At 60.8% G+C, this 19,473-nt stretch carries 17 protein-coding genes; 6 read left to right on the plus strand and 11 right to left on the minus strand.

The features are described from left to right. Window positions 1–2 precede the first annotated feature (2 nt). The 7 genes from aroB to ACZZ0B_RS24065 form a co-directional block, all read right to left on the minus strand. The gene (gene aroB / locus ACZZ0B_RS24035; protein WP_008077246.1) at window positions 3–1,103 is read right to left on the minus strand and encodes a 3-dehydroquinate synthase; all 1,101 of its coding nucleotides are present in this window, start codon (window positions 1,101–1,103) and stop codon (window positions 3–5) included. A gap of 152 nt (window positions 1,104–1,255) precedes the next feature. After that, on the minus strand, window positions 1,256–1,774 hold the full coding sequence (gene aroK / locus ACZZ0B_RS24040) for a shikimate kinase AroK (RefSeq protein ID WP_045122915.1): 519 nt from the start codon (window positions 1,772–1,774) through the stop codon (window positions 1,256–1,258). A 4-nt stretch (window positions 1,775–1,778) separates the two neighbouring features. Next, window positions 1,779–3,863: a type IV pilus secretin PilQ gene (pilQ, locus tag ACZZ0B_RS24045; RefSeq protein WP_463546398.1), complete on the minus strand. Its 2,085-nt coding sequence runs from the start codon at window positions 3,861–3,863 to the stop codon at window positions 1,779–1,781. A 13-nt stretch (window positions 3,864–3,876) separates the two neighbouring features. Further along, window positions 3,877–4,404: a pilus assembly protein PilP gene (locus ACZZ0B_RS24050; protein ID WP_008077249.1), complete on the minus strand. Its 528-nt coding sequence runs from the start codon at window positions 4,402–4,404 to the stop codon at window positions 3,877–3,879. After that, complete coding sequence (gene pilO / locus ACZZ0B_RS24055; protein WP_463546399.1) at window positions 4,401–5,024, minus strand: type 4a pilus biogenesis protein PilO; 624 nt, start codon at window positions 5,022–5,024, stop codon at window positions 4,401–4,403. The genes ACZZ0B_RS24050 and pilO overlap by 4 nt, the downstream gene beginning before the upstream one ends. Beyond that, window positions 5,021–5,587 carry a PilN domain-containing protein gene (locus ACZZ0B_RS24060; RefSeq protein WP_463546400.1) on the minus strand — a complete coding sequence of 189 codons (567 nt, stop codon included), beginning with the start codon at window positions 5,585–5,587 and terminating at the stop codon, window positions 5,021–5,023. Before ACZZ0B_RS24060 ends, pilO begins: the two co-directional genes overlap by 4 nt. Then, complete coding sequence (locus ACZZ0B_RS24065) at window positions 5,587–6,651, minus strand: pilus assembly protein PilM (RefSeq protein ID WP_008077252.1); 1,065 nt, start codon at window positions 6,649–6,651, stop codon at window positions 5,587–5,589. Before ACZZ0B_RS24065 ends, ACZZ0B_RS24060 begins: the two co-directional genes overlap by 1 nt. A 215-nt stretch (window positions 6,652–6,866) precedes the next feature. Between ACZZ0B_RS24065 and ACZZ0B_RS24070 the strand changes: the two genes are divergently transcribed. Beyond that, on the plus strand, window positions 6,867–9,308 hold the full coding sequence (locus ACZZ0B_RS24070; RefSeq protein ID WP_463546401.1) for a penicillin-binding protein 1A: 2,442 nt from the start codon (window positions 6,867–6,869) through the stop codon (window positions 9,306–9,308). A 212-nt stretch (window positions 9,309–9,520) separates the two neighbouring features. On the opposite strand, the gene ACZZ0B_RS24075 is transcribed toward ACZZ0B_RS24070, so the two are convergent. The 3 genes from ACZZ0B_RS24075 to rpmE form a co-directional block, all read right to left on the minus strand. Then, on the minus strand, window positions 9,521–10,789 hold the full coding sequence (locus ACZZ0B_RS24075; RefSeq protein WP_463546402.1) for a malic enzyme-like NAD(P)-binding protein: 1,269 nt from the start codon (window positions 10,787–10,789) through the stop codon (window positions 9,521–9,523). Between the two features lie 183 nt (window positions 10,790–10,972). Next, the gene (locus ACZZ0B_RS24080) at window positions 10,973–11,773 is read right to left on the minus strand and encodes a thermonuclease family protein (RefSeq protein WP_463546965.1); all 801 of its coding nucleotides are present in this window, start codon (window positions 11,771–11,773) and stop codon (window positions 10,973–10,975) included. Window positions 11,774–11,787: 14 nt separating this feature from the next. Next, window positions 11,788–12,018 carry a 50S ribosomal protein L31 gene (gene rpmE, locus ACZZ0B_RS24085; RefSeq protein WP_008080648.1) on the minus strand — a complete coding sequence of 77 codons (231 nt, stop codon included), beginning with the start codon at window positions 12,016–12,018 and terminating at the stop codon, window positions 11,788–11,790. Window positions 12,019–12,305: 287 nt separating this feature from the next. On the opposite strand from rpmE, the gene ACZZ0B_RS24090 reads away from it, so the two are divergent. Further along, the gene (locus tag ACZZ0B_RS24090) at window positions 12,306–14,525 is read left to right on the plus strand and encodes a primosomal protein N' (protein ID WP_463546403.1); all 2,220 of its coding nucleotides are present in this window, start codon (window positions 12,306–12,308) and stop codon (window positions 14,523–14,525) included. A 92-nt stretch (window positions 14,526–14,617) separates the two neighbouring features. On the opposite strand, the gene ACZZ0B_RS24095 is transcribed toward ACZZ0B_RS24090, so the two are convergent. Continuing rightward, window positions 14,618–14,740 (minus strand): hypothetical protein, encoded by a 123-nt coding sequence (locus ACZZ0B_RS24095; protein ID WP_256579857.1) that lies wholly within the window; start codon window positions 14,738–14,740, stop codon window positions 14,618–14,620. Between ACZZ0B_RS24095 and argS the strand changes: the two genes are divergently transcribed. The 4 genes from argS to hslU all read left to right on the plus strand — a co-directional run bounded on the left by argS (window position 14,739) and on the right by hslU (window position 19,349). After that, window positions 14,739–16,475: an arginine--tRNA ligase gene (argS, locus tag ACZZ0B_RS24100; protein WP_463546404.1), complete on the plus strand. Its 1,737-nt coding sequence runs from the start codon at window positions 14,739–14,741 to the stop codon at window positions 16,473–16,475. The two genes, ACZZ0B_RS24095 and argS, sit on opposite strands and share 2 nt — an antisense overlap. Before the next feature lies 1 nt (window position 16,476). After that, window positions 16,477–17,193, plus strand: coding sequence for an SPOR domain-containing protein (locus tag ACZZ0B_RS24105; protein WP_007909385.1), 717 nt, complete (start codon window positions 16,477–16,479; stop codon window positions 17,191–17,193). Between the two features lie 232 nt (window positions 17,194–17,425). After that, window positions 17,426–17,962 carry an ATP-dependent protease subunit HslV gene (gene hslV / locus ACZZ0B_RS24110; RefSeq protein WP_003220875.1) on the plus strand — a complete coding sequence of 179 codons (537 nt, stop codon included), beginning with the start codon at window positions 17,426–17,428 and terminating at the stop codon, window positions 17,960–17,962. Window positions 17,963–18,011: 49 nt separating this feature from the next. Next, window positions 18,012–19,349 carry an ATP-dependent protease ATPase subunit HslU gene (hslU, locus tag ACZZ0B_RS24115; protein ID WP_008080639.1) on the plus strand — a complete coding sequence of 446 codons (1,338 nt, stop codon included), beginning with the start codon at window positions 18,012–18,014 and terminating at the stop codon, window positions 19,347–19,349. Window positions 19,350–19,473 lie beyond the last annotated feature (124 nt).

Below are 19,473 nucleotides of genomic sequence, written 5' to 3' on the forward strand. Positions count from 1 at the left end.
TATTAACCTTTAAGCTGAGCCAGGGCGCGGTAATCCGCTCCCAGCGTGGCCTGTAGAACCTCTTTCGGATAATCGGCGGTCACTACCGCTTCGCCCATCCGGCGCAGCAGCACCAGGCGCAGACGACCGTCGATCACTTTTTTGTCGATTGCCATGTGTTCGAGAAAATCGGCTTCGCTCATCTCTTCCGGCGGCACCACCGGCAGACCGGCGCGCTGGAACAGACGGATGCCGCGATCGCGCTCCTCATCACTGATCCAGCCCAGGCGCGCGGACATTTCCAGCGCCATCACGGTACCGGCCGCGACCGCCTCGCCATGCAGCCAGACACCATAGCCCATGTGGGTCTCGATGGCGTGGCCGAAGGTGTGGCCAAGATTCAGCGTGGCGCGTACCCCGGTTTCCTTCTCATCGGCGCCAACCACCGCAGCCTTGGCCGCGCAGGAACGTTCGATGGCATAAGTCAGGGCTTTCTGATCCAGCGCACGCAGGGCGTCGACGTTGTCTTCGAGCCAGGTCAGGAACGGCTCATCGCAGATCAGGCCGTATTTGATGACTTCTGCCAGACCGGCGGAGAGTTCGCGCTCAGGCAGGGTTTTCAGGGACGCGGTATCGATCAGCACGACGTTCGGCTGATAGAACGCGCCGACCATATTCTTGCCCAGCGGATGATTGATGCCGGTCTTGCCACCCACCGACGAATCGACCTGGGACAGCAATGTCGTTGGAATCTGGATGAAGTCGACGCCGCGCTGGTAACAGGCGGCGGCGAAACCGGCCATGTCGCCGATCACACCGCCGCCGAGGGCGATGACGGTGGTGCGGCGGTCATGACGGGCGGTCAGCAGACCGTCGAAGATCAGTTGCAGGGTTTCCCAGTTCTTGAAGGCTTCGCCGTCCGGCAACACCACCGAGATCACCGAGAACTGCGCAAGACTGCGGGTCAGACGCTCAAGATAGAGCGGCGCAACGGTCTCGTTGGAGATGATTGCCACCTGCCGCCCGTGGATATGCGGCGCCAGCAGTTCAGGCTGATCCAACAAACCTTCGCCAATATGAATCGGGTAGCTGCGCTCGCCTAGATCGACCTTGAGTGTCTGCATGTGTCCCCACAGTGAAGATGGAAGCAGGCGTCCTGCCCTGAATTATTGGTTATCTGCGGCCTATAGCGGGTATGACGCCGCTCGCACGCCATCCGCCACAACCTCGACGGGCTGTGACAGGACGCCGAGGATAGCGCATTTCGAGCGATGCTTTAACGGGGCGGCAGTTGCGCCAGACGATCGAGAATGTCGAGCACCACCATGCGTGGCGGCCGTTCGTCGGTTTCCACCACCAGATCGGCGATTTCCCGATAAAGCGGATCACGGATCGCCAGCAAATCACGCAGGGTTTTTTCAGGATTGGCGGTGCGCAGCAACGGCCGGTTGCGGTCGCGCGAGGTGCGGCCGACCTGCTGTTCGACGGAGGCGTGCAGATACACCACGCGCCCACCCTCATACAGGGCCTTGCGATTGGCATCGCGCATGACGGCACCACCGCCGGTCGCCAACACCACGCCATCGAACGCGCACAGCTCGGCGATCATCGCCTGCTCACGGTCACGAAAGCCGGGCTCGCCTTCCTTGTCGAAGATCCACGGGATATTGGCGCCCGTGCGCAGTTCAATTTCCTTGTCGGAATCTTTGAACGGCAGGCGCAGCTCTTTGGCCAGCAACCGGCCGATGGTGCTTTTGCCAGCGCCCATCGGTCCTACAAGAATCAAATTTCGCACAGAATCAACGACTCACAGCAATCGCCTGGTTATTCATGATACGTGGTGTGAGAAATACCAGCAGCTCGGATTTTTTCTCCGAAACCACATCACGCCGGAAAAGGCGGCCAAGATACGGCACATCGCCAAGAAATGGCACCTTATCTACGACCTTGCTTTGAGTATTTGAGAAAACGCCGCCAATCACGATGGTTTCGCCGTCATTGACCAGCACCTTGGCGTTGACCTCGTTTTTCTTGATCGGCGGTACATCCTGCACTTTGTTCAAGTAGTCCGGTTCATCCTTGGTGACCTTGACCTCCATGATAATGCGGTTGTCGGGGGTGATCTGCGGGGTGACTTCCAGCGACAGCGAGGCCTCCTTGAACGACACCGAAGTGGCGCCGCTGGAACTGGCTTCCTGATACGGAATCTCGGTGCCCTTGAGGATTTTCGCGGTTTCCTTGTCGGAAGTGACCACTTTCGGCTGCGAGACAATTTCGCCGTTACCGGTTTTTTCCATCGCCGTCAGTTCAAGATCGAGCAACACGTTGTCGGTGATGAAGGCGATACCGATTCCCGAGGTATTGCCGACCGTACCCATGTCGACGAACGGTGAGTTGGTACTGGTGCTGCCCGGCGTGCCGATGGTTGTCGATGAACCGTTGCTGACCCCGGAGGTGTTCCAGTTGCCCTTGTTCTGGATCGAACCGCCCCAGCGCACGCCCAGGCTCTTGTCGTAATCGACGTTGGCCTCGACGATGCGCGCCTCGATCATCACCTGCCGCACCGGAATATCCAGTTGCGCCACGATCCGCCGCAGCTCATCGAGTCGGTCCTGGGTCTGATAGGCAATGATGTTGTTGGTCCGCTCATCGACGGTGATCGAGCCACGTTCATCGATTTTCGCTTCGGCACTGGTGACCGACTGGAACAGTTTGGCAATGTCCGCAGCCTTGGCGTAATTCACTTGCAACAGTTCGCGGCGCAGCGGCGCCAGTTCGGCGATCTGTTTCTGCGATTCCAGTTCCTGGCGTTCGCGGGCGGCGATTTCATCGGCCGGCGCTACCAGCAGCACATTGCCGATCTTGCGTTTATCCAGGCCCTTGGTTTTCAGCACCAGATCCAGCGCCTGATCCCACGGCACGTTTTGCAGGCGCAAGGTGATGCCGCCCTGCACCGTGTCGCTGGCGACCAGATTGAGATTGGTGAAGTCGGCGATCAGTTGCAGCACCGAGCGCACGTCGATGTCCTGGAAGTTCAGCGACAGCTTTTCGCCGACATAGCTGTTGCGATCGGCATTGCGCTTTTGCAGATCGTCGACGGTCATCGGACGCACGCTGACGGTCAGCTTGTTATCCGTCTGGAAGGTCGAGTACTCGTACGTGCCACTGGGCTCGACGGTAATTACCGTGCGATCACCGCTCACGCCGGCATTGACGAATTGCACCGGGGTGGCGAAATCCTTGACGTCGAGACGCACGCGCAATTTTTCCGGCAACTGCGTGCGGGCGAAGCTGAGGATGATTTTGCCGTCATGTTCCTGGATGTCCGGGGCGATGGTCGGGTCGGCCAGATCGATGACGACATTGCCTTCGCCCGCCGTGCCGCGCTGGAAATCCACGCCGCGAATGGCGCGTGCTTTCGCTACGGACGCCTTGACCGGCGCCGCTGGCGCCGCTGGCGCCGCACGCGGTGCAACGGTAGCCGGGCGCGGTGCTGCAACCGGCGCGCCTTGCCCCACCACCACGAACAAATTATTGCCTTCGACCCGCGTGGTGTAAGGCGCAAGCTGTGTGAGGCTGACGATCAGCCGCGTGCGGTCCTTGGCTTCAACCACCGTAGCGGTGCGCGCGTTGCCGCTGCCCAGATCAAGATTCTTGCTCGCCAACTGGCTGGCGACACCCGGCAAATCGAGGGCGATCCGCGCCGGCGATTCGGTGGTGTAGCCCTTGGGCGGTGGTGGCGGGCCGTCGAACGACAGCTTCAACTCGACGCGATCCCCCGGCAACGCCGCCACGTCGAGCGTCTTCAGATTGGCCGCGAGTACCATCGGCGACATCAGCGCTATCCATAGCGAAAAACCGAGGGTGGAGAAAATCCTGTTCATTGTTCGACTTCCACTATGAGTGCTCTTTCAAAGGAATGGTGCGCGGACGCTCCAGCCAGGCGCCTTCGCCGTCGGGGACGATTTCGACGACTTCGACCTGAGTGGCGCTGATGGCGACGATGCGGCCGTCATTGCGTCCCAGGTAATCGCCGACTTTCAGCCGATGCACCCCGCCCGCCCCACGCAATAGCGCAAAGGAGCCGGAAACATTGGAGATCGTGCCGACCATCTCGAACTGCTCGATGTTGAAACCTTCGAGGTATTGCTTGACCCGGTTGGGGTCGGGTTTGACGTTGCGCGAGCCATGCCGCTGCCCGGCCAGATCGACGCGCACCTGCCGCGAAAACGGGCTGCGCAGGTTGGCGGCGCTGTAAGTGAATGTGGGGTAAGACCGGAATGTCGGCGTAGGTTCAATCTTGCCGGCCGGGCGCAGGCGCACTTCATTCATGTAGGCGTCGAGGTCGCTGAAGTCATCGCCACCGCCACAGCCATGCAGCACCAGCAAAACCATCGACAAGGCCAGATAACGCATCGGGGTCATTTCGCCAGCCCCTTGTCGTTGTAGCGGTACGTCTTGGCGAGGATGCTCATGCGCAGCTTCGGCCCGCCCTCGGGGTTGGCCGGCGCCAGCTCGAAATCATGCAGGGTGACGATGCGCGGCAGCCCGGCCACACCACTGACGAAGGTGGCGAGGTCGTGATAGGCACCGGTGACGGTGATCTGAATCGGTAGCTCGATGTAAAACTGCTGGGTGACCTCCGGCAGCAATTTGATTTCTTCGAATTCCAGCCCGCTGCCCAGACCGGTGCGGGTGATGTCTTCGAGCAGGCCCGGCACTTCGGTGTCACTGGGCAATTGCCGCAACAACACGCCGAACGAGTTTTCCATCTCCCTCATTTGCTGGGTGTACAGCTCCAGATTGGCCGACAGATGCGCCTTGCTGGCGAACTGTTCCTTGAGCGTGGCCTCCTCTTCTCGCTTGGCCTCGAGCTGGTTCTCCATGTCGCTGATGAAAAAGTTATAGCCAAGCGCCAACACCAGCACCATCAACAGCGCACCGGCCATGGCCTTCACTGCGGCCGGCCAGGAACCGATATTGCTGGTATCCAGATCGTTGAAGTCGATGTTGCGCAGACTCTCCAGCCATTCGGACGGCTTCATGGCTCGTCCTCCGCAGTCTTCGGCTGGGTCTGACGAACGGTCAATTGAAACACGTTGGCCTGCTCGACCTGGTCGGCCGAGGTCGCTTTCACTTCGTTCAGGCTCGGCGCGTCAAACCAGTCGGAAGCATCAAGATTGCGCATCAACTCGGAAACGCGATTGTTCGATTCGGCAGCACCGTTGATCGACAGGGTTTTGCCGGCCATTTTCACGTCGGTGAAATACACCCCGTCCGGCAACGTGCGCGCCAGTTGATCAAAAATCCGCCCGCTGATCTGCCGGTTGCCCTGCAGGTCCTGGATGATGCGCATGCGTTCGACCAGTTGCTGGCGGCGCGCCTTGAGCTCGCTGATCTGTTTGATCCGTTCGTCGACCACGGCGATCTGCTTGCTGATGTAGTCGTTGCGCGCCATTTGTCGCTCAATGGCGGCACTGATGATCTGATCGGCAATCAACACCGCTCCCACCGAGCCGACCACCACCCCGATCAGCGTCAGCAGGAAGCGTTTGCGCCGCTCCTCTCGGCGCTCTTCGCGCCAGGGTAAAAGGTTGATCCGCGCCATCAGTCGAAACTCCTGAGCGCGAGCCCGCAGGCAATCATCAGGGCCGGCGCGTCGCTCGCCAGGGCCCCGGCGTTGACCTTGCTGCTCAGGGCCATGTCGGAAAACGGGTTGGCGACCTGGGTCGGCGTATTCAGGCGCTGCTCGATCAGCCGGTCCAGCCCGGGCACTGACGCCGTGCCACCGGCCAGCAGAATGTGATCGACCGCGTTGTACTGGCCGGAAGCGAAGAAGAATTGCAGCGAGCGCGACACCTGCTGCACCAAAGCCTCGCGAAACGGCTGCAAGACTTCTCTGATGTAATCGTCGGGCAAACCGCCCTGCTTCTTCGCCAGCCCGGCCTGTTCAACTGTCAGGCCGTAACGACGCTGGATTTCTTCGGTCAGCTGGCGGCCGCCGAACAACTGTTCGCGGGTATAGATGATCTTGCCGTTGTGCAGGACGCTGAGGGTGGTCATGGTCGCGCCGATGTCGACCACGGCGACGGTCAGGCGCTCCTGCGAAGCAGCCAGTTGCGTCGCCAGCAGGCCGAATGATCGCTCCAGCGCGTAGGCCTCGACGTCGACCACCCGCGCCGTCAGCCCGGCCAGCGCGAGTGCCGCCTCACGGACTTCGACGTTTTCCTTGCGACAGGCGGCCAGCAACACGTTGACCCGTTCGGGGTTGCGCGGTGACACGCCCTGGACTTCGAAATCGATGGCGACTTCGTCCAGTGGATAGGGAATGTATTGGTCGGCTTCGATCTTCAGCTGGTTCTCCAGCTCGTCCTCGGACAGCCCGGCGTCCATTTCGATGATCTTGGTGATCACCGCAGAACCGGCCACCGCCACCGCCACGCTTTTAAGCCCGGTGCGCGCCTTGACCAGCACGCGACTCAGGGCCTGGCCCACGCCTTCAAGCTCGGCGATGTTTTTCTCGACCACGGCATTCGCCGGCAATGGCTCCACCGCGTACGCCTCGACCCGGTAGCGATCACCCTGACGGCTCAGTTCCAGCAGCTTCACCGACGTGGAGCTGATGTCGATCCCCAGTAACGTATTGGTCTTTTTATTGAAGAGTCCCAGCACTACCAATTCCCTATGACTTTCCGTGAGTTACGGACTCTGTAATACGCATTGCGTTCCTTCACCCCGTCTTGACAGAAGCGCCAATGACGCCTCCGACGGAAAAGTGCTTATAATGCCCAGCGTTTTTTTCCGCTTTTTACTGCCTGCGCGGGCCGTTCTGTGTGTAACCGGAACCCCGTCGCCAAATTCATTCTTTGCCTGGATGTCCAAACGCCTTGATTCGTCTGCTGAAATTTTTCGGTTGGTCCATCGTCGCCGTTTTCTGCGGACTGCTTTTAGGTCTCAGCGGCGCCTATCTTTACCTTAGTCCGGGTTTGCCGTCTGTGGAGGCCCTGAGAAGCATTCAGTTGCAGATTCCGTTGCGGGTCTACAGCAGCGACAACAAGTTGATCGCAGAATTTGGCGAAATGCGCCGTACGCCGATCCGTTTCGCCGACATTCCACCCAATTTCATTAATGCGTTACTAAGTGCTGAAGACGACAACTTCGCCAACCACTATGGCGTCGATCCGAGCAGCCTGATGCGCGCCGCGACCCAATTGGTCAAGAGCGGGCACATTCAGTCCGGCGGCAGCACCATCACCATGCAGGTGGCGAAGAACTTCTTCCTGACCAGCGAACGCAGCTTCTCGCGCAAAACCACCGAAATTCTGTTGGCCCTGCAGATCGAGCGACAGCTGACCAAGGACGAAATCCTTGAGCTGTACGTGAACAAGATCTATCTGGGTAACCGTGCCTACGGCATCGAGGCGGCGGCGCAGGTGTATTACGGCAAGTCGATCCGTGACGTCAGCCTGGCGCAGATGGCGATGATCGCCGGCCTGCCGAAAGCCCCGTCGCGCTTCAACCCGCTGGCCAACCCGGCGCGCAGTAAAGAACGCCGCGACTGGATCCTCGGGCGCATGTACAAGCTCGGCAAGATCACCGAGGCGGATTACACCGCCGCGATCAACGAGCCGCTGAACGCCAGCTATCACGTGCCGACCCCGGAAGTGAACGCACCGTACATCGCCGAAATGGCCCGTGCCGAAATGGTCGGCCGTTATGGCAGCGACGCTTACACCGAAGGTTTCCGCGTCACCACCACGGTGCCGAGCAACCTGCAGGAAATGGCCAACACCGCGCTGCACGAAGGCTTGATGACCTACGACCAGCGTCACGGCTACCGTGGCCCCGAGTCGCGCCTGCCGGGCAAGACCCGCGAAGCCTGGGCCAGCGAGCTGACCAAGCAACGCACCATCAGCAGCCTGGAGCCGGCCATCGTTACGCAGGTCGACAAGAACGGCCTGCAAGTGCTGACCCGCACCGGCGAAGAGCATGTCGCCTGGGACACCATGAAATGGGCGCGCCCATTCCTTAACACCAACAGCATGGGCGCCGCTCCGCGCCAGCCGTCGGATGTCGCGCAGGTGGGCGATCTGGTTCGGGTGCAGCGTCAGAAGGACAATTCGCTGAAATTCAGCCAGATCCCGCAGGCGCAGGGCGCACTGGTGTCGCTGGATCCGCAGAACGGCGCGATCCGTTCGCTGGTCGGCGGTTTCGCCTTCGAGCAGAGCAACTACAACCGCGCCATGCAGGCCAAGCGTCAGCCGGGTTCGAGCTTCAAGCCGTTCGTCTACAGCGCCGCACTGGATAACGGCTACACCGCTGCCACCCTGGTCAACGACGCGCCGATCGTGTTTGTCGACGAGTACCTGGACAAGGTCTGGCGTCCGAAGAACGACACCAACACCTTCCTTGGCCCGATTCGTTTGCGCGAAGGTTTGTACAAGTCGCGCAACCTGGTGTCGATCCGCCTGTTGCAAGCGATGGGGGTGAGCAAGACCATCGACTACATCACTCGCTTCGGCTTCAACAAACAGGATCTGCCGCCAAACCTGTCGCTGGCACTCGGCACCGCGACGCTGACGCCGATGGAGATTGCTACCGGCTGGAGCACCTTCGCCAACGGCGGCTACAAGATCACCCCGTACATCATCGACAAGGTTGAAAGCCGTAACGGCGATACGCTGTTCGTCGCCAACCCGCCGACCGTACCGCAGGGTGCTGCAGCGACCGACGGCATTGCCGCACCACACACCGACTCGATTTCGGTCAACGCCACTCCAGGCGAAGCGCCGGGCACGGCGGCGGCACCGCAAACGCCCGCCGTGGCTGAACGGGTTGTCGATGGCCGCACCACCTACATCCTCAACAGCATGTTGCAGGACGTGATCAAGCTCGGCACCGGTCGCCGCGCATTGGCCATGGGCCGTAGCGACATCGCCGGTAAAACCGGTACCACCAACGAATCGAAGGATGCGTGGTTCTCCGGCTACAACGCCGATTACGTGACCACGGTCTGGACCGGGTTCGACCAGCCGGAAAGCCTCGGTCGTCGTGAGTTCGGTGGCACCGTGGCGCTGCCGATCTGGATGAACTACATGTCGGCGGCGCTGAAGGACAAGCCACTGCACGTGCAGCCTGAGCCGGAAGGCTTGCTGAGCCTGCGCGTGGACCCGGTCAGTGGCCGTGCGGCGACGCCGAGCACGCCGGGCGCGTACTTCGAGCTGTTCAAGGCTGAAGACACGCCGCCGTCGGTGAATGAGCTGGGCAATGGCACGGCGCCGGGCAGCCCGTTGCCGGCGGATGAGCAGGCACCGATCGATTTGTTCTGATCCAGCGGTATTGAAAAGCCCCGCCTTCGTGAGAAGTGCGGGGCTTTTTATTGCCTGGTGTCCAAGATCAAAAGATCGCAGCCTTCGGCAGCTCCTACAGGGGGAGTGCAATATTCATGTAGGAGCTGCCGAAGGCTGCGATCTTTTGATCTGCCCAAACAAAAGCCCCGACTCTCACGAGCCGGGGCTTTGGGTTGAAGCGCTACAACGGCTTAGCCGTTGAACACGTCATCCACGCTTTTCAGCGGGTAGTTCTTTGGATACGGCAGGGTCGCCACACCAGTCTCGATCGCAGCTTTGGCCACAGCGTCGGAGATCAGGGTGATCAGGCGCTTGTCCATTGGCTTCGGAATGATGTACTCACGGCCGAATTCCAGCGGAGCACCGCCGTAGGCGTCGCACACGTCTTGTGGAACAGGCAGTTTGGCCAGTTCACGCAGGGCGTTGGCGGCCGCCACTTTCATTTCTTCGTTGATGCGCTTGGCGCGAACGTCCAGGGCACCACGGAAAATGAACGGGAAGCCCAGTACGTTGTTGACCTGGTTCGGGTAGTCCGAACGGCCGGTGGCCATGATCACGTCGCTACGGGTGGCGTGTGCCAGTTCCGGGGAGATTTCCGGATCCGGGTTCGAGCACGCGAACACGATCGGGTTGGCCGCCATCGACAGCAGGCCTTCAGCACTCAGCAGGTTCGGGCCGGACAGGCCAACGAACACGTCAGCACCTTGCAGAGCGTCAGCCAGGCTGCGCTTGTCGGTGGCGTGAGCGAATACTGCTTTGTACTGGTTCAGGTCGTCACGGCCGGAGTGGATCACGCCGGTACGGTCAACCATGAAGATGTTTTCGATGCGAGCGCCCATGCTCACCAGCAGTTTCATGCAGGAGATGGCGGCAGCGCCGGCACCCAGGCAAACGATCTTGGCATCAGCCAGAGTTTTGCCGGCGATTTCCAGGGCGTTGATCATGCCCGCAGCGGTCACGATCGCGGTGCCGTGCTGGTCATCGTGGAATACCGGAATGTCGCACTGCTCGATCAGAGCGCGCTCGATCTCAAAGCACTCAGGCGCCTTGATGTCTTCCAGGTTGATGCCACCGAAGGTGATGGAGATGCGTTTTACGGTGTCGATGAAGGCTTGCGGGCTTTCCGAGTCGACTTCGATGTCGAAAACGTCGATGCCGGCGAAGCGCTTGAACAGCACGCCTTTACCTTCCATCACTGGCTTGGACGCCAACGGGCCGAGGTTACCCAGGCCGAGAATCGCGGTGCCATCGGAAATGACTGCAACCAGGTTGCCCTTGCCGGTGTATTTGTAGGCCAGTTCAGGATCGCGAGCGATCTCACGCACTGGTTCAGCTACGCCGGGGCTGTAGGCCAGCGACAAGTCGCGAGCGGTAGCAGTGGCCTTGGTGAGCTCGACACTCAGCTTCCCTGGACGAGGATTGGCATGATATTCGAGAGCGGCAGTTTTCAGATCAGACATTTTGGCATTCCGCTTTTTACTGTTGGACAGACTGGTCAGCGAGGATACGCGCCTCGCAAAGTCCCCACAAGACTGAGCGGTCACCCCTGTCAAGCGCCCTGCCCTACGACTTTGGGCCAAGAGCCACGGCGCACAAGGGCTGGACTGTTCACAATCGACAGAAAAAATGTCTACAATTTTATTTCAGCGAGTGCTTTGCAACATCGACGAATCTGTCAGTGGAAGCAGCCAACGCGGCTGTCCCTGTTTCAAGCCGCCGCGCCGTGATCGATCGACAATCCAGCCGCGCGCCTCGATCTGCTTGCCCTTCAGCGCTTGCAGGCGGGCATTGTCGAATTGTCCGACCAGATTGGGTGCAACGCGCAATACAAGCGAGCTCTGCAACTCGATCCAGATTCCCCCGCGATTGCGCTGAACCTTGCTCACACGGCCACTGACCACGGCGAAACCCGAGCGCTGGATCTGCTGCGCTTTCAGTACAGGTGTTTGCCGCCAGAGGCCTCGGCCTGCCTGCCGCGCGCTGCGTTCGGCGGCTTGCTGACAGGCGACAAGATCGACATTCGGTGCCACCGCGACCTGGAAACCCAGGCCATCGGCGAGCATTTGCGCTTCGAGATTGACACCGCTGACACTGTAAATATGTGCAAGCGTACGCCCGTAATGGTCTTTGCCCTGCTTGCCAAGGCGTATACCGACACGTCCGCCACTGGCGTCGATCAGGGCTTGCAGGCGTTGGCGCGACGCCACTGCGAACGGCTCATCACTGCGACCCTGCTTGCCCAGCTCGGGCGTGTTGAGGCCGATCATCCGCACGCTGCGCCCGTCGCTCAGGCGCAAGGTGTCGCCGTCGACCACGCGCTGCACGGCGACACTGGTCAGCCCGGAAGGCACCGGACAGAAAGCTTGCGCGTCTGAAAGCCAAATCGCAGACACAAAAAAGGCGCCCGCAAGGGACGCCTTTTTCAACAGCAAGGAAAAGCCCAACGGGCCCTTCAACCTTACTCTGCAGCAGCTGGAGCTTTCTTGCCGAAAGCGCCAAAACGGTCTGCGAAGCGCTGTACACGACCGCCAGTATCCAGAGTCTTCTGCTTACCGGTGTAGAACGGGTGGCACTCGTTGCATACGTCAGTACCCAGTGGCTTGCACAGGTTCGAACGAGTTTCGAACTTGTTGCCGCAGCTGCAAGTTACTTCGATGGTTTCGTACGCTGGATGGATATCGGCTTTCATGGTGTATTCCTCAGGCTAGCGTGCCGCCACTCAACACTATTGTTGAATACCGCACGTAATTAGGCCGCGGATTCTACCAGACCTTTTCAATCACGCAAGCTGTCACCGAGACCGACCGTCTGCTAGGCTCCCGGCCCAATACGCGATCCCCTGTAGGAGCGAGCCTGCTCGCGATAGCGGTCGGCCATTCAACATTGATGTCGTCTGATACACCGCTATCGCGAGCAGGCTCACTCCTACATTAGGTATGTGCCATGCCCTTGTTCTGCTTATAGAGATCCCCCCGCGTGCCCGACGCCATTCTGCGCCTTGCCTTGCCTTCGCCCCTGCGCCGCCTGTTCGACTATCGAGCGCCGGCCGGCGTGCTGCGCGAGCAATTGCAGCCGGGCATGCGCCTGCGCGTACCGTTCGGTCGACGCGAAATGATCGGGATTCTGGTCGAGGTCACTGACACCAGCGAAGTGCCGGTGGAGAAACTCAAACCGGCGCTGGCCCTGCTCGATACCACGCCGCCGTTGCCACCCGCCCTGTTCAAGCTGTGCCTGTGGACGTCGCAGTATTATCAGCACAGCCTCGGCGACACCCTGAGCTGGGCACTGCCGGTGCTGTTGCGCCAGGGCGAACTGGCCGAAGCCCGGCAAGAGCGCTTCTGGTCGATCACCCCCGGCGCCAGCCTGGATGATCCGCGCATTGCCCGCGCGCCGCGCCAGCGTGAAGCGCTGGCAACGCTGGCCCAGCACCCGCACGGCGTCGCCCATCAGTTGCTGAGCAAACTGATGTTGAGCAAGGACAGCCTCGATCTGCTGCTGGCCAAAGGGCTGGTGCAGGTCGAGATCCGCCGCCATGCACCGGGCGCGCGCCACGAACACTGGCTGGCGCAGCCGGAGTTGCCGCTGAACAGCGAGCAACGCGCCGCGTACGAGGCGATCCGCGCCGGTTTCGACAGTTATCACGCGTTCCTGCTGGCCGGCGTCACCGGCAGCGGCAAGACTGAAGTTTATTTGCAGTTGATCCGCGAAACCCTCGAGGCCGGCAAGCAGGCGCTGGTGCTGATCCCGGAGATCAACCTCGGCCCGCAAACGCTGGCGCGTTTCGAACAGCGCTTCAATGCGCGCATCGCCCTGTTGCACTCGGCAGTCAATGATCGCGAGCGCCTCGATGCCTGGCTCGCGGCGCGCGATGGCGAGGCCGACATTATTATCGGCACCCGCTCCGCGCTGTTCACGCCGATGAAAAACCCCGGGCTGATCATCATCGATGAAGAGCACGACGGTTCTTATAAGCAGCAGGAAGGTCTGCGCTACCACGCTCGCGACCTGGCGCTGGTACGCGCACGGCAGGAAAACATCCCGATCGTCCTCGGTTCCGCCACGCCGTCGCTGGAAAGCCTGCACAACGCTTACACCGGTCGTTACGGCCTGCTGCGCCTGAACGAGCGCGCCGGTGGCGCCAAGCAACCGCGCTTCCTGCGTCTGGACGTCAAAAGCCGTCCACTGGACAGCGGGATTTCCGGGCCGATGCAGCAAGCCATCGGTCAGACGCTGGCGAATGGGCAACAAGTGCTGGTGTTCCTCAACCGTCGCGGTTTCGCGCCGACGTTGCTCTGCCACGATTGCGGCTGGATGTCCGAGTGTTCGCGCTGCGATGCGCGGATGACCGTGCACCAGCGTTATGGCGAACTGCGCTGCCACCATTGCGGTAACGTCGAGCGCACGCCGCGCCAGTGCCCGAAGTGCCACAAGGTCGATCTGCGGCCGGTGGGCGCCGGCACCGAGCGCGCCGAAGAGCGCCTGGCGATTCTGTTCCCGGACTATCCAGTGCTGCGCGTTGACCGCGACAGCACGTCGCGCAAAGACGCGATGAATCAGCTGTTCGCGACGATTCAGAAAGGCCAGCCGTGCATTCTGGTCGGCACGCAGATGCTCGCCAAGGGTCACCACTTTCCCCGGGTGACGCTGGTGTCGATCCTCGATGCCGACGGCGGTTTGTTCTCTGGTGACTTCCGCGCCAGCGAGCGCATGGCGCAGTTGATTGTGCAGGTCGCCGGACGTGCGGGCCGGGCCGAAGAGCCGGGCAAGGTGATTATTCAAACGCACCTGGCTGACCATCCTTTGTTGGTGCAACTGACCGAGCAGGGTTACTTCGCTTTTGCCGAACAGGCCTTGAGCGAGCGCCGGGCGGCCGGGCTGCCGCCGTTTGCGCACTTGGCGCTGTTGCGCGCCGAAGCGCATAAACCGGGGCAGGCTGAAGGGTTTCTCGATGAGGCGTGCAGCGAGGCTGAGCGCTTGCTGGCGGAGCAGAATCTGGGCGGGATCGAATTGCTCGGGCCGGTGCCGGCGCCGATGGAGCGCCGTGCTGGCCGCTATCGCGCGCAACTTTTGTTGCAGGCGAACGCGCGTGCGCCGCTGCATCGGTTGCTGACCAGTTGGCTGTTGGCGCTGGAGCAGATGCCGAGCGGGCGGGCGGTGCGTTGGTCGCTGGATGTCGATCCTGTCGATTTGTATTAAGGATCAAAAGATCGCAGCCTTCGGCAGCTCCTACATAGGATCTGGGTTTTCCTGTAGGAGTTGCCGAAGGCTGCGATCTTTTGATCTTGATGTCACCACATATCCATAAGCTGCCTGCTAAGGTTGGCAAGCCCGTCTTCGCAACGGATAATGCCCAGTTTTTCCACCCGCGCATCGATGCGCCCGCCGCGCTTGCGGTCGAAAGAGAAGACCATGAAAGACACCATTCGCCAGCTGATCCAACAAGCCATCACCCAACTCGTCAACGAAGGTGTGTTGCCTGAAGGCCTGACGCCGGCGATCCAGGTGGAGAACGCCCGCGACAAGACCCACGGCGACTTCGCCAGCAACATCGCGATGATGCTGGCCAAGCCTGCGGGGATGAAGCCCCGCGATCTGGCGGAAAAAATCATCGCCGCGCTGCCGGCTGACGAGAACGTCACCAAAGCCGAAATCGCTGGCCCGGGCTTCATCAACTTCTTCCAGAACACTCAGGCGTTGGCCTCGCGTCTCGACGCTGCCTTGGCTGATGCCCATGTTGGCGTGCGCAAGGCTGGCCCGGCGCAACGCACCGTGGTCGACCTGTCGGCACCGAACCTGGCCAAAGAGATGCACGTCGGCCACTTGCGCTCGACCATCATCGGCGACGGCGTGGCCCGCGTCCTCGAATTCCTCGGCGACGAAGTGATCCGTCAGAACCACGTCGGCGACTGGGGTACCCAGTTCGGCATGCTGATGGCTTATTTGCAGGAAAACCCGATCACCAGCGACGAGCTGTCTGACTTGGAAAACTTCTACCGCGCCGCCAAACAGCGTTTCGATGAATCCGCAGAATTCGCCGACCGCGCCCGTGGTCTGGTGGTCAAGCTGCAGGCCGGCGATGCCGAGTGCCTGGCGCTGTGGAGCAAGTTCAAGGACATCTCGCTGTCGCACTGCCAGAAGATCTACGAACTGCTCAACGTCAAACTGACCATGGCCGACGTGATGGGCGAAAGCGCCTACAACGACGACCTGATCAACGTGGTCAACGACTTGAAAGCCGCGGGCATGCTGGTCGAGAGCAACGGCGCCCAGTGCGTGTTCCTCGACGAGTTCAAAAATGCCGACGGCGACCCGCTGCCGGTGATCATCGTCAAGGCTGACGGCGGTTACCTGTACGCCACCACTGACCTCGCGGCCGTGCGCTATCGCAGCGGCAAGCTGAAAGCCGATCGCGCGCTGTACTTCGTCGATCAGCGTCAGGCCCTGCACTTCCAGCAAGTGTTCGCCGTGGCACGCAAGGCCGGTTTTGTGACCCATCCGATGGAGATGGAGCACATGGGCTTCGGCACCATGAACGGCGCCGATGGCCGTCCGTTCAAGACCCGTGACGGTGGCACCGTGAAGCTGATCGACCTGCTGACCGAAGCGCAGGAACGTGCCTACAACCTCGTGAAAGAAAAGAACCCGACGCTGGCCGAAGACGAACTGCGCAACATCGCCAAAGTCGTCGGCATCGGTGCGGTGAAATATGCCGACCTGTCGAAGCACCGCACCAGCGACTACAGCTTCAACTTCGATCTGATGCTGAATTTCGAAGGCAACACCGCGCCGTACCTGCTTTACGCTTACACCCGCGTCGCCGGTGTGTTCCGTAAACTGGGCAAGGACTTCAGCGAAGTCGACGGCCAGATCGTGCTGGAAGCGGCGCATGAACAAGAGCTGGCGGCGAAACTGGCGCAGTTCGGCGAAGTGCTGAACAACGTGTCTGACAAAGGCACGCCGCACATTCTCTGCACTTACCTGTACGACGTTGCCGGTCTGTTCTCCAGCTTTTACGAGAACTGCCCGATCCTCACCGCCGAAACGCCAGCCCAGATGCAGAGCCGTCTGCGCCTGGCCGCGCTGACCGGTCGCACCCTCAAGCAAGGCCTGGAGCTGTTGGGTCTGGAAACTCTGGAGCGTATGTAAGTTGGCTGCCAAGAAAAAACCTGCACCCAAGCGTGGCGCCAGCCGTTACCAAGCTCCTGCGAAGCAACCGATTCCGGGTTGGCTGTGGATGGCCATCGGCCTGACGGTCGGCGCGTTCATCGTGTTTCTGATGAAGCTGGAGCCGGGCAAGGGCAGCGACACGGTCAAGCGTGAGAAGGTCGAACAGGCGCAACAGCAGAAAGCGTCGAAGATCGCCGAGGCCAACAAGACCCCGCCGAGCCCGACGCAACCGGTGAAGCCGAAATACGACTTCTACACCTTGCTGCCGGAATCGGAAGTGATCGTGCCGCCGGACGCCGTGCCGGAGAAGACCTTGCCGACGCCACAAGTGCCGGCCATCCCGACCACGCCGGTGACCCCGGCGGAAGCGGCGAAGATCGACACCGCGCGCGCTCAGGCAGCCTTGGCCGGGATTACCCCGCCGCCAGCGCCACCGGTGAGCAAAGCGGCGCCGGTGACCAAGTTCTTCCTGCAGGCGGGTTCGTTCCGCAAGGAAACCGATGCCGACAAGGTCCGTGCGCAGATCATTCTGCTCGGTCAGGCGGTGGCGGTTGAATCCGGCACGGTGAAGGATGAAACCTGGTATCGCGTATTGGTCGGCCCGTTCAGCAACCGTGAACAACTGACCACGGCCCAGAAACAACTGGCCGGCGCCGGCTTCAGCAACCTGTTGTTACAACAACGCCAAAGCCGCTGACTTTACGTAGAAAACCGTTCCCACAGGCGACGCAAATCCCCTGTAGGAGCTGCCGCAGGCTGCGATCTTTTGATTTTGCTTTCAGCTCAGGATCAAAAGATCGCAGCCTTCGGCAGCTCCTACAGTTGATCACCGCTCGTCTCCTCTCCCGCGCTACGGTTGAAATCCTCTCCAGCACCCCCATATGAATGGGCATAAGGCACTTTCGCCCCGCTGTGTGGAGACTCTTCCCTTGACCACCATCGTTTCAGTCCGCCGTCACGGCAAAGTCGTCATGGGCGGCGACGGCCAGGTTTCTCTCGGCAATACCGTGATGAAAGGCAACGCGAAAAAAGTTCGTCGCCTGTACCACGGCCAGGTCATCGCCGGTTTTGCCGGTGCCACCGCTGACGCCTTTACCCTCTTCGAACGTTTCGAAGGCCAGCTTGAAAAACATCAGGGCCACCTGATCCGCGCCGCTGTCGAACTCGCCAAAGAATGGCGCACCGACCGCTCCCTGAGCCGCCTCGAAGCCATGCTCGCGGTCGCCAACAAGGACGCCTCGCTGATCATCACCGGCAACGGTGACGTGGTCGAACCCGAGAACGGCCTGATCGCCATGGGTTCCGGCGGCGGCTACGCGCAAGCGGCTGCCAGCGCCCTGCTGAAAAAGACCGACCTGTCGGCCCGGGAAATCGTCGAAACCGCACTGGGCATCGCTGCCGACATCTGCGTATTCACCAACCACACTCAGACCATTGAGGAGCAGGATCTCGCTGAAGAAGCCTGATACGGCCCCTGTGCCACGGCTTGTTTCTGCTTGAGGACCGCCAATTATTATGTCCATGACTCCCCGCGAAATCGTCCACGAACTCAACCGCCACATCATCGGCCAGGACGATGCCAAGCGCGCCGTCGCGATTGCCCTGCGCAACCGCTGGCGCCGCATGCAGCTGCCTGAAGAGCTGCGTGTTGAAGTGACCCCGAAGAACATCCTGATGATCGGCCCGACCGGTGTCGGTAAAACCGAGATCGCCCGTCGTCTGGCAAAACTGGCCAACGCGCCGTTCATCAAAGTCGAAGCGACCAAGTTCACCGAAGTTGGTTATGTTGGCCGTGACGTCGAATCGATCATCCGTGATCTCGCCGACGCCGCGATCAAGATGCTCCGCGAGCAGGAAATGACCCGCGTGCGCCACCGCGCCGAAGACGCTGCCGAGGATCGCATCCTCGACGCGCTGCTGCCGCCGGCCCGCATGGGCTTCAGCAACGAAGAAGCGCCGAGCTCCGATTCCAACACCCGTCAGCTGTTCCGCAAGCGCCTGCGCGAAGGTCAGCTGGATGACAAGGAAATCGAGATCGAAGTCGCCGAGGTTGCCGGCATCGAAATCGCCACACCGCCCGGCATGGAAGAGATGACCAACCAGTTGCAGTCGCTGTTCGCCAACATGGGCAAGGGCAAGAAGAAGTCGCGCAAGCTCAAGGTCAAAGAAGCGTTGAAGCTGGTGCGTGATGAGGAAGCCGGGCGTCTGGTCAACGAAGAAGAGCTGAAGGCCAAAGCGCTGGAAGCGGTTGAACAGCACGGCATCGTGTTCATCGACGAGATCGACAAAGTCGCCAAACGTGGCAATGTCGGCGGTGCCGATGTTTCCCGTGAAGGCGTACAGCGCGACCTGCTGCCGCTGATCGAAGGCTGCACCGTCAACACCAAGCTGGGCATGGTCAAAACCGACCACATCCTGTTCATCGCCTCCGGTGCGTTCCACCTGAGCAAGCCGAGCGATCTGGTGCCGGAGCTGCAAGGTCGTCTGCCGATTCGCGTCGAACTCAAGGCCCTGAGCCCGGAAGATTTCGAGCGCATCCTCAGCGAACCGCACGCATCGCTCACCGAGCAATATTGCGCGCTGCTGAAAACCGAAGGCCTGAACATTCAGTTCCAGCCGGAAGGCATCAAGCGCATCGCCGAGATCGCCTGGCAGGTCAACGAGAAGACCGAGAACATCGGTGCCCGTCGCCTGCACACCCTGCTTGAGCGCTTGCTGGAAGAGGTATCGTTCAGCGCCGGTGATCTGGCCAGCACCCACGATGAGCAGCCGATCCTGATCGACGCGGCGTACGTCAACAGCCACCTCGGCGAATTGGCGCAGAACGAAGACCTGTCCCGTTATATCCTGTAGGTCACCGTCCCTGTAGGAGCTGCCGCAGGCTGCGATCTTTTGACTTGAGTTTTTAAAAAGCAAGATCAAAAGATCGCAGCCTTCGGCAGCTCCTACGGGGTGTTCCTCTAGTCGGATGACCTGC

It is taken from the genome of Pseudomonas sp. AC247, assembly GCF_979258015.1.

Excerpts from the sequence above, each read along its gene's own strand:
- aroB (WP_008077246.1), bottom strand. The coding sequence starts at position 1,103 with ATGCAGACACTCAAGGTCGATCTAGGCGAGCGCAGCTACCCGATTCAT.
- pilQ (WP_463546398.1), bottom strand. The coding sequence starts at position 3,863 with ATGAACAGGATTTTCTCCACCCTCGGTTTTTCGCTATGGATAGCGCTG.
- ACZZ0B_RS24050 (WP_008077249.1), bottom strand. The coding sequence starts at position 4,404 with ATGACCCCGATGCGTTATCTGGCCTTGTCGATGGTTTTGCTGGTGCTG.
- pilO (WP_463546399.1), bottom strand. The coding sequence starts at position 5,024 with ATGAAGCCGTCCGAATGGCTGGAGAGTCTGCGCAACATCGACTTCAAC.
- ACZZ0B_RS24060 (WP_463546400.1), bottom strand. The coding sequence starts at position 5,587 with ATGGCGCGGATCAACCTTTTACCCTGGCGCGAAGAGCGCCGAGAGGAG.
- ACZZ0B_RS24075 (WP_463546402.1), bottom strand. The coding sequence starts at position 10,789 with ATGTCTGATCTGAAAACTGCCGCTCTCGAATATCATGCCAATCCTCGT.
- rpmE (WP_008080648.1), bottom strand. The coding sequence starts at position 12,018 with ATGAAAGCCGATATCCATCCAGCGTACGAAACCATCGAAGTAACTTGC.
- argS (WP_463546404.1), top strand. The coding sequence starts at position 14,739 with ATGAAAGACACCATTCGCCAGCTGATCCAACAAGCCATCACCCAACTC.
- ACZZ0B_RS24095 (WP_256579857.1), bottom strand. The coding sequence starts at position 14,740 with ATGGTCTTCTCTTTCGACCGCAAGCGCGGCGGGCGCATCGATGCGCGG.
- hslU (WP_008080639.1), top strand. The coding sequence starts at position 18,012 with ATGTCCATGACTCCCCGCGAAATCGTCCACGAACTCAACCGCCACATC.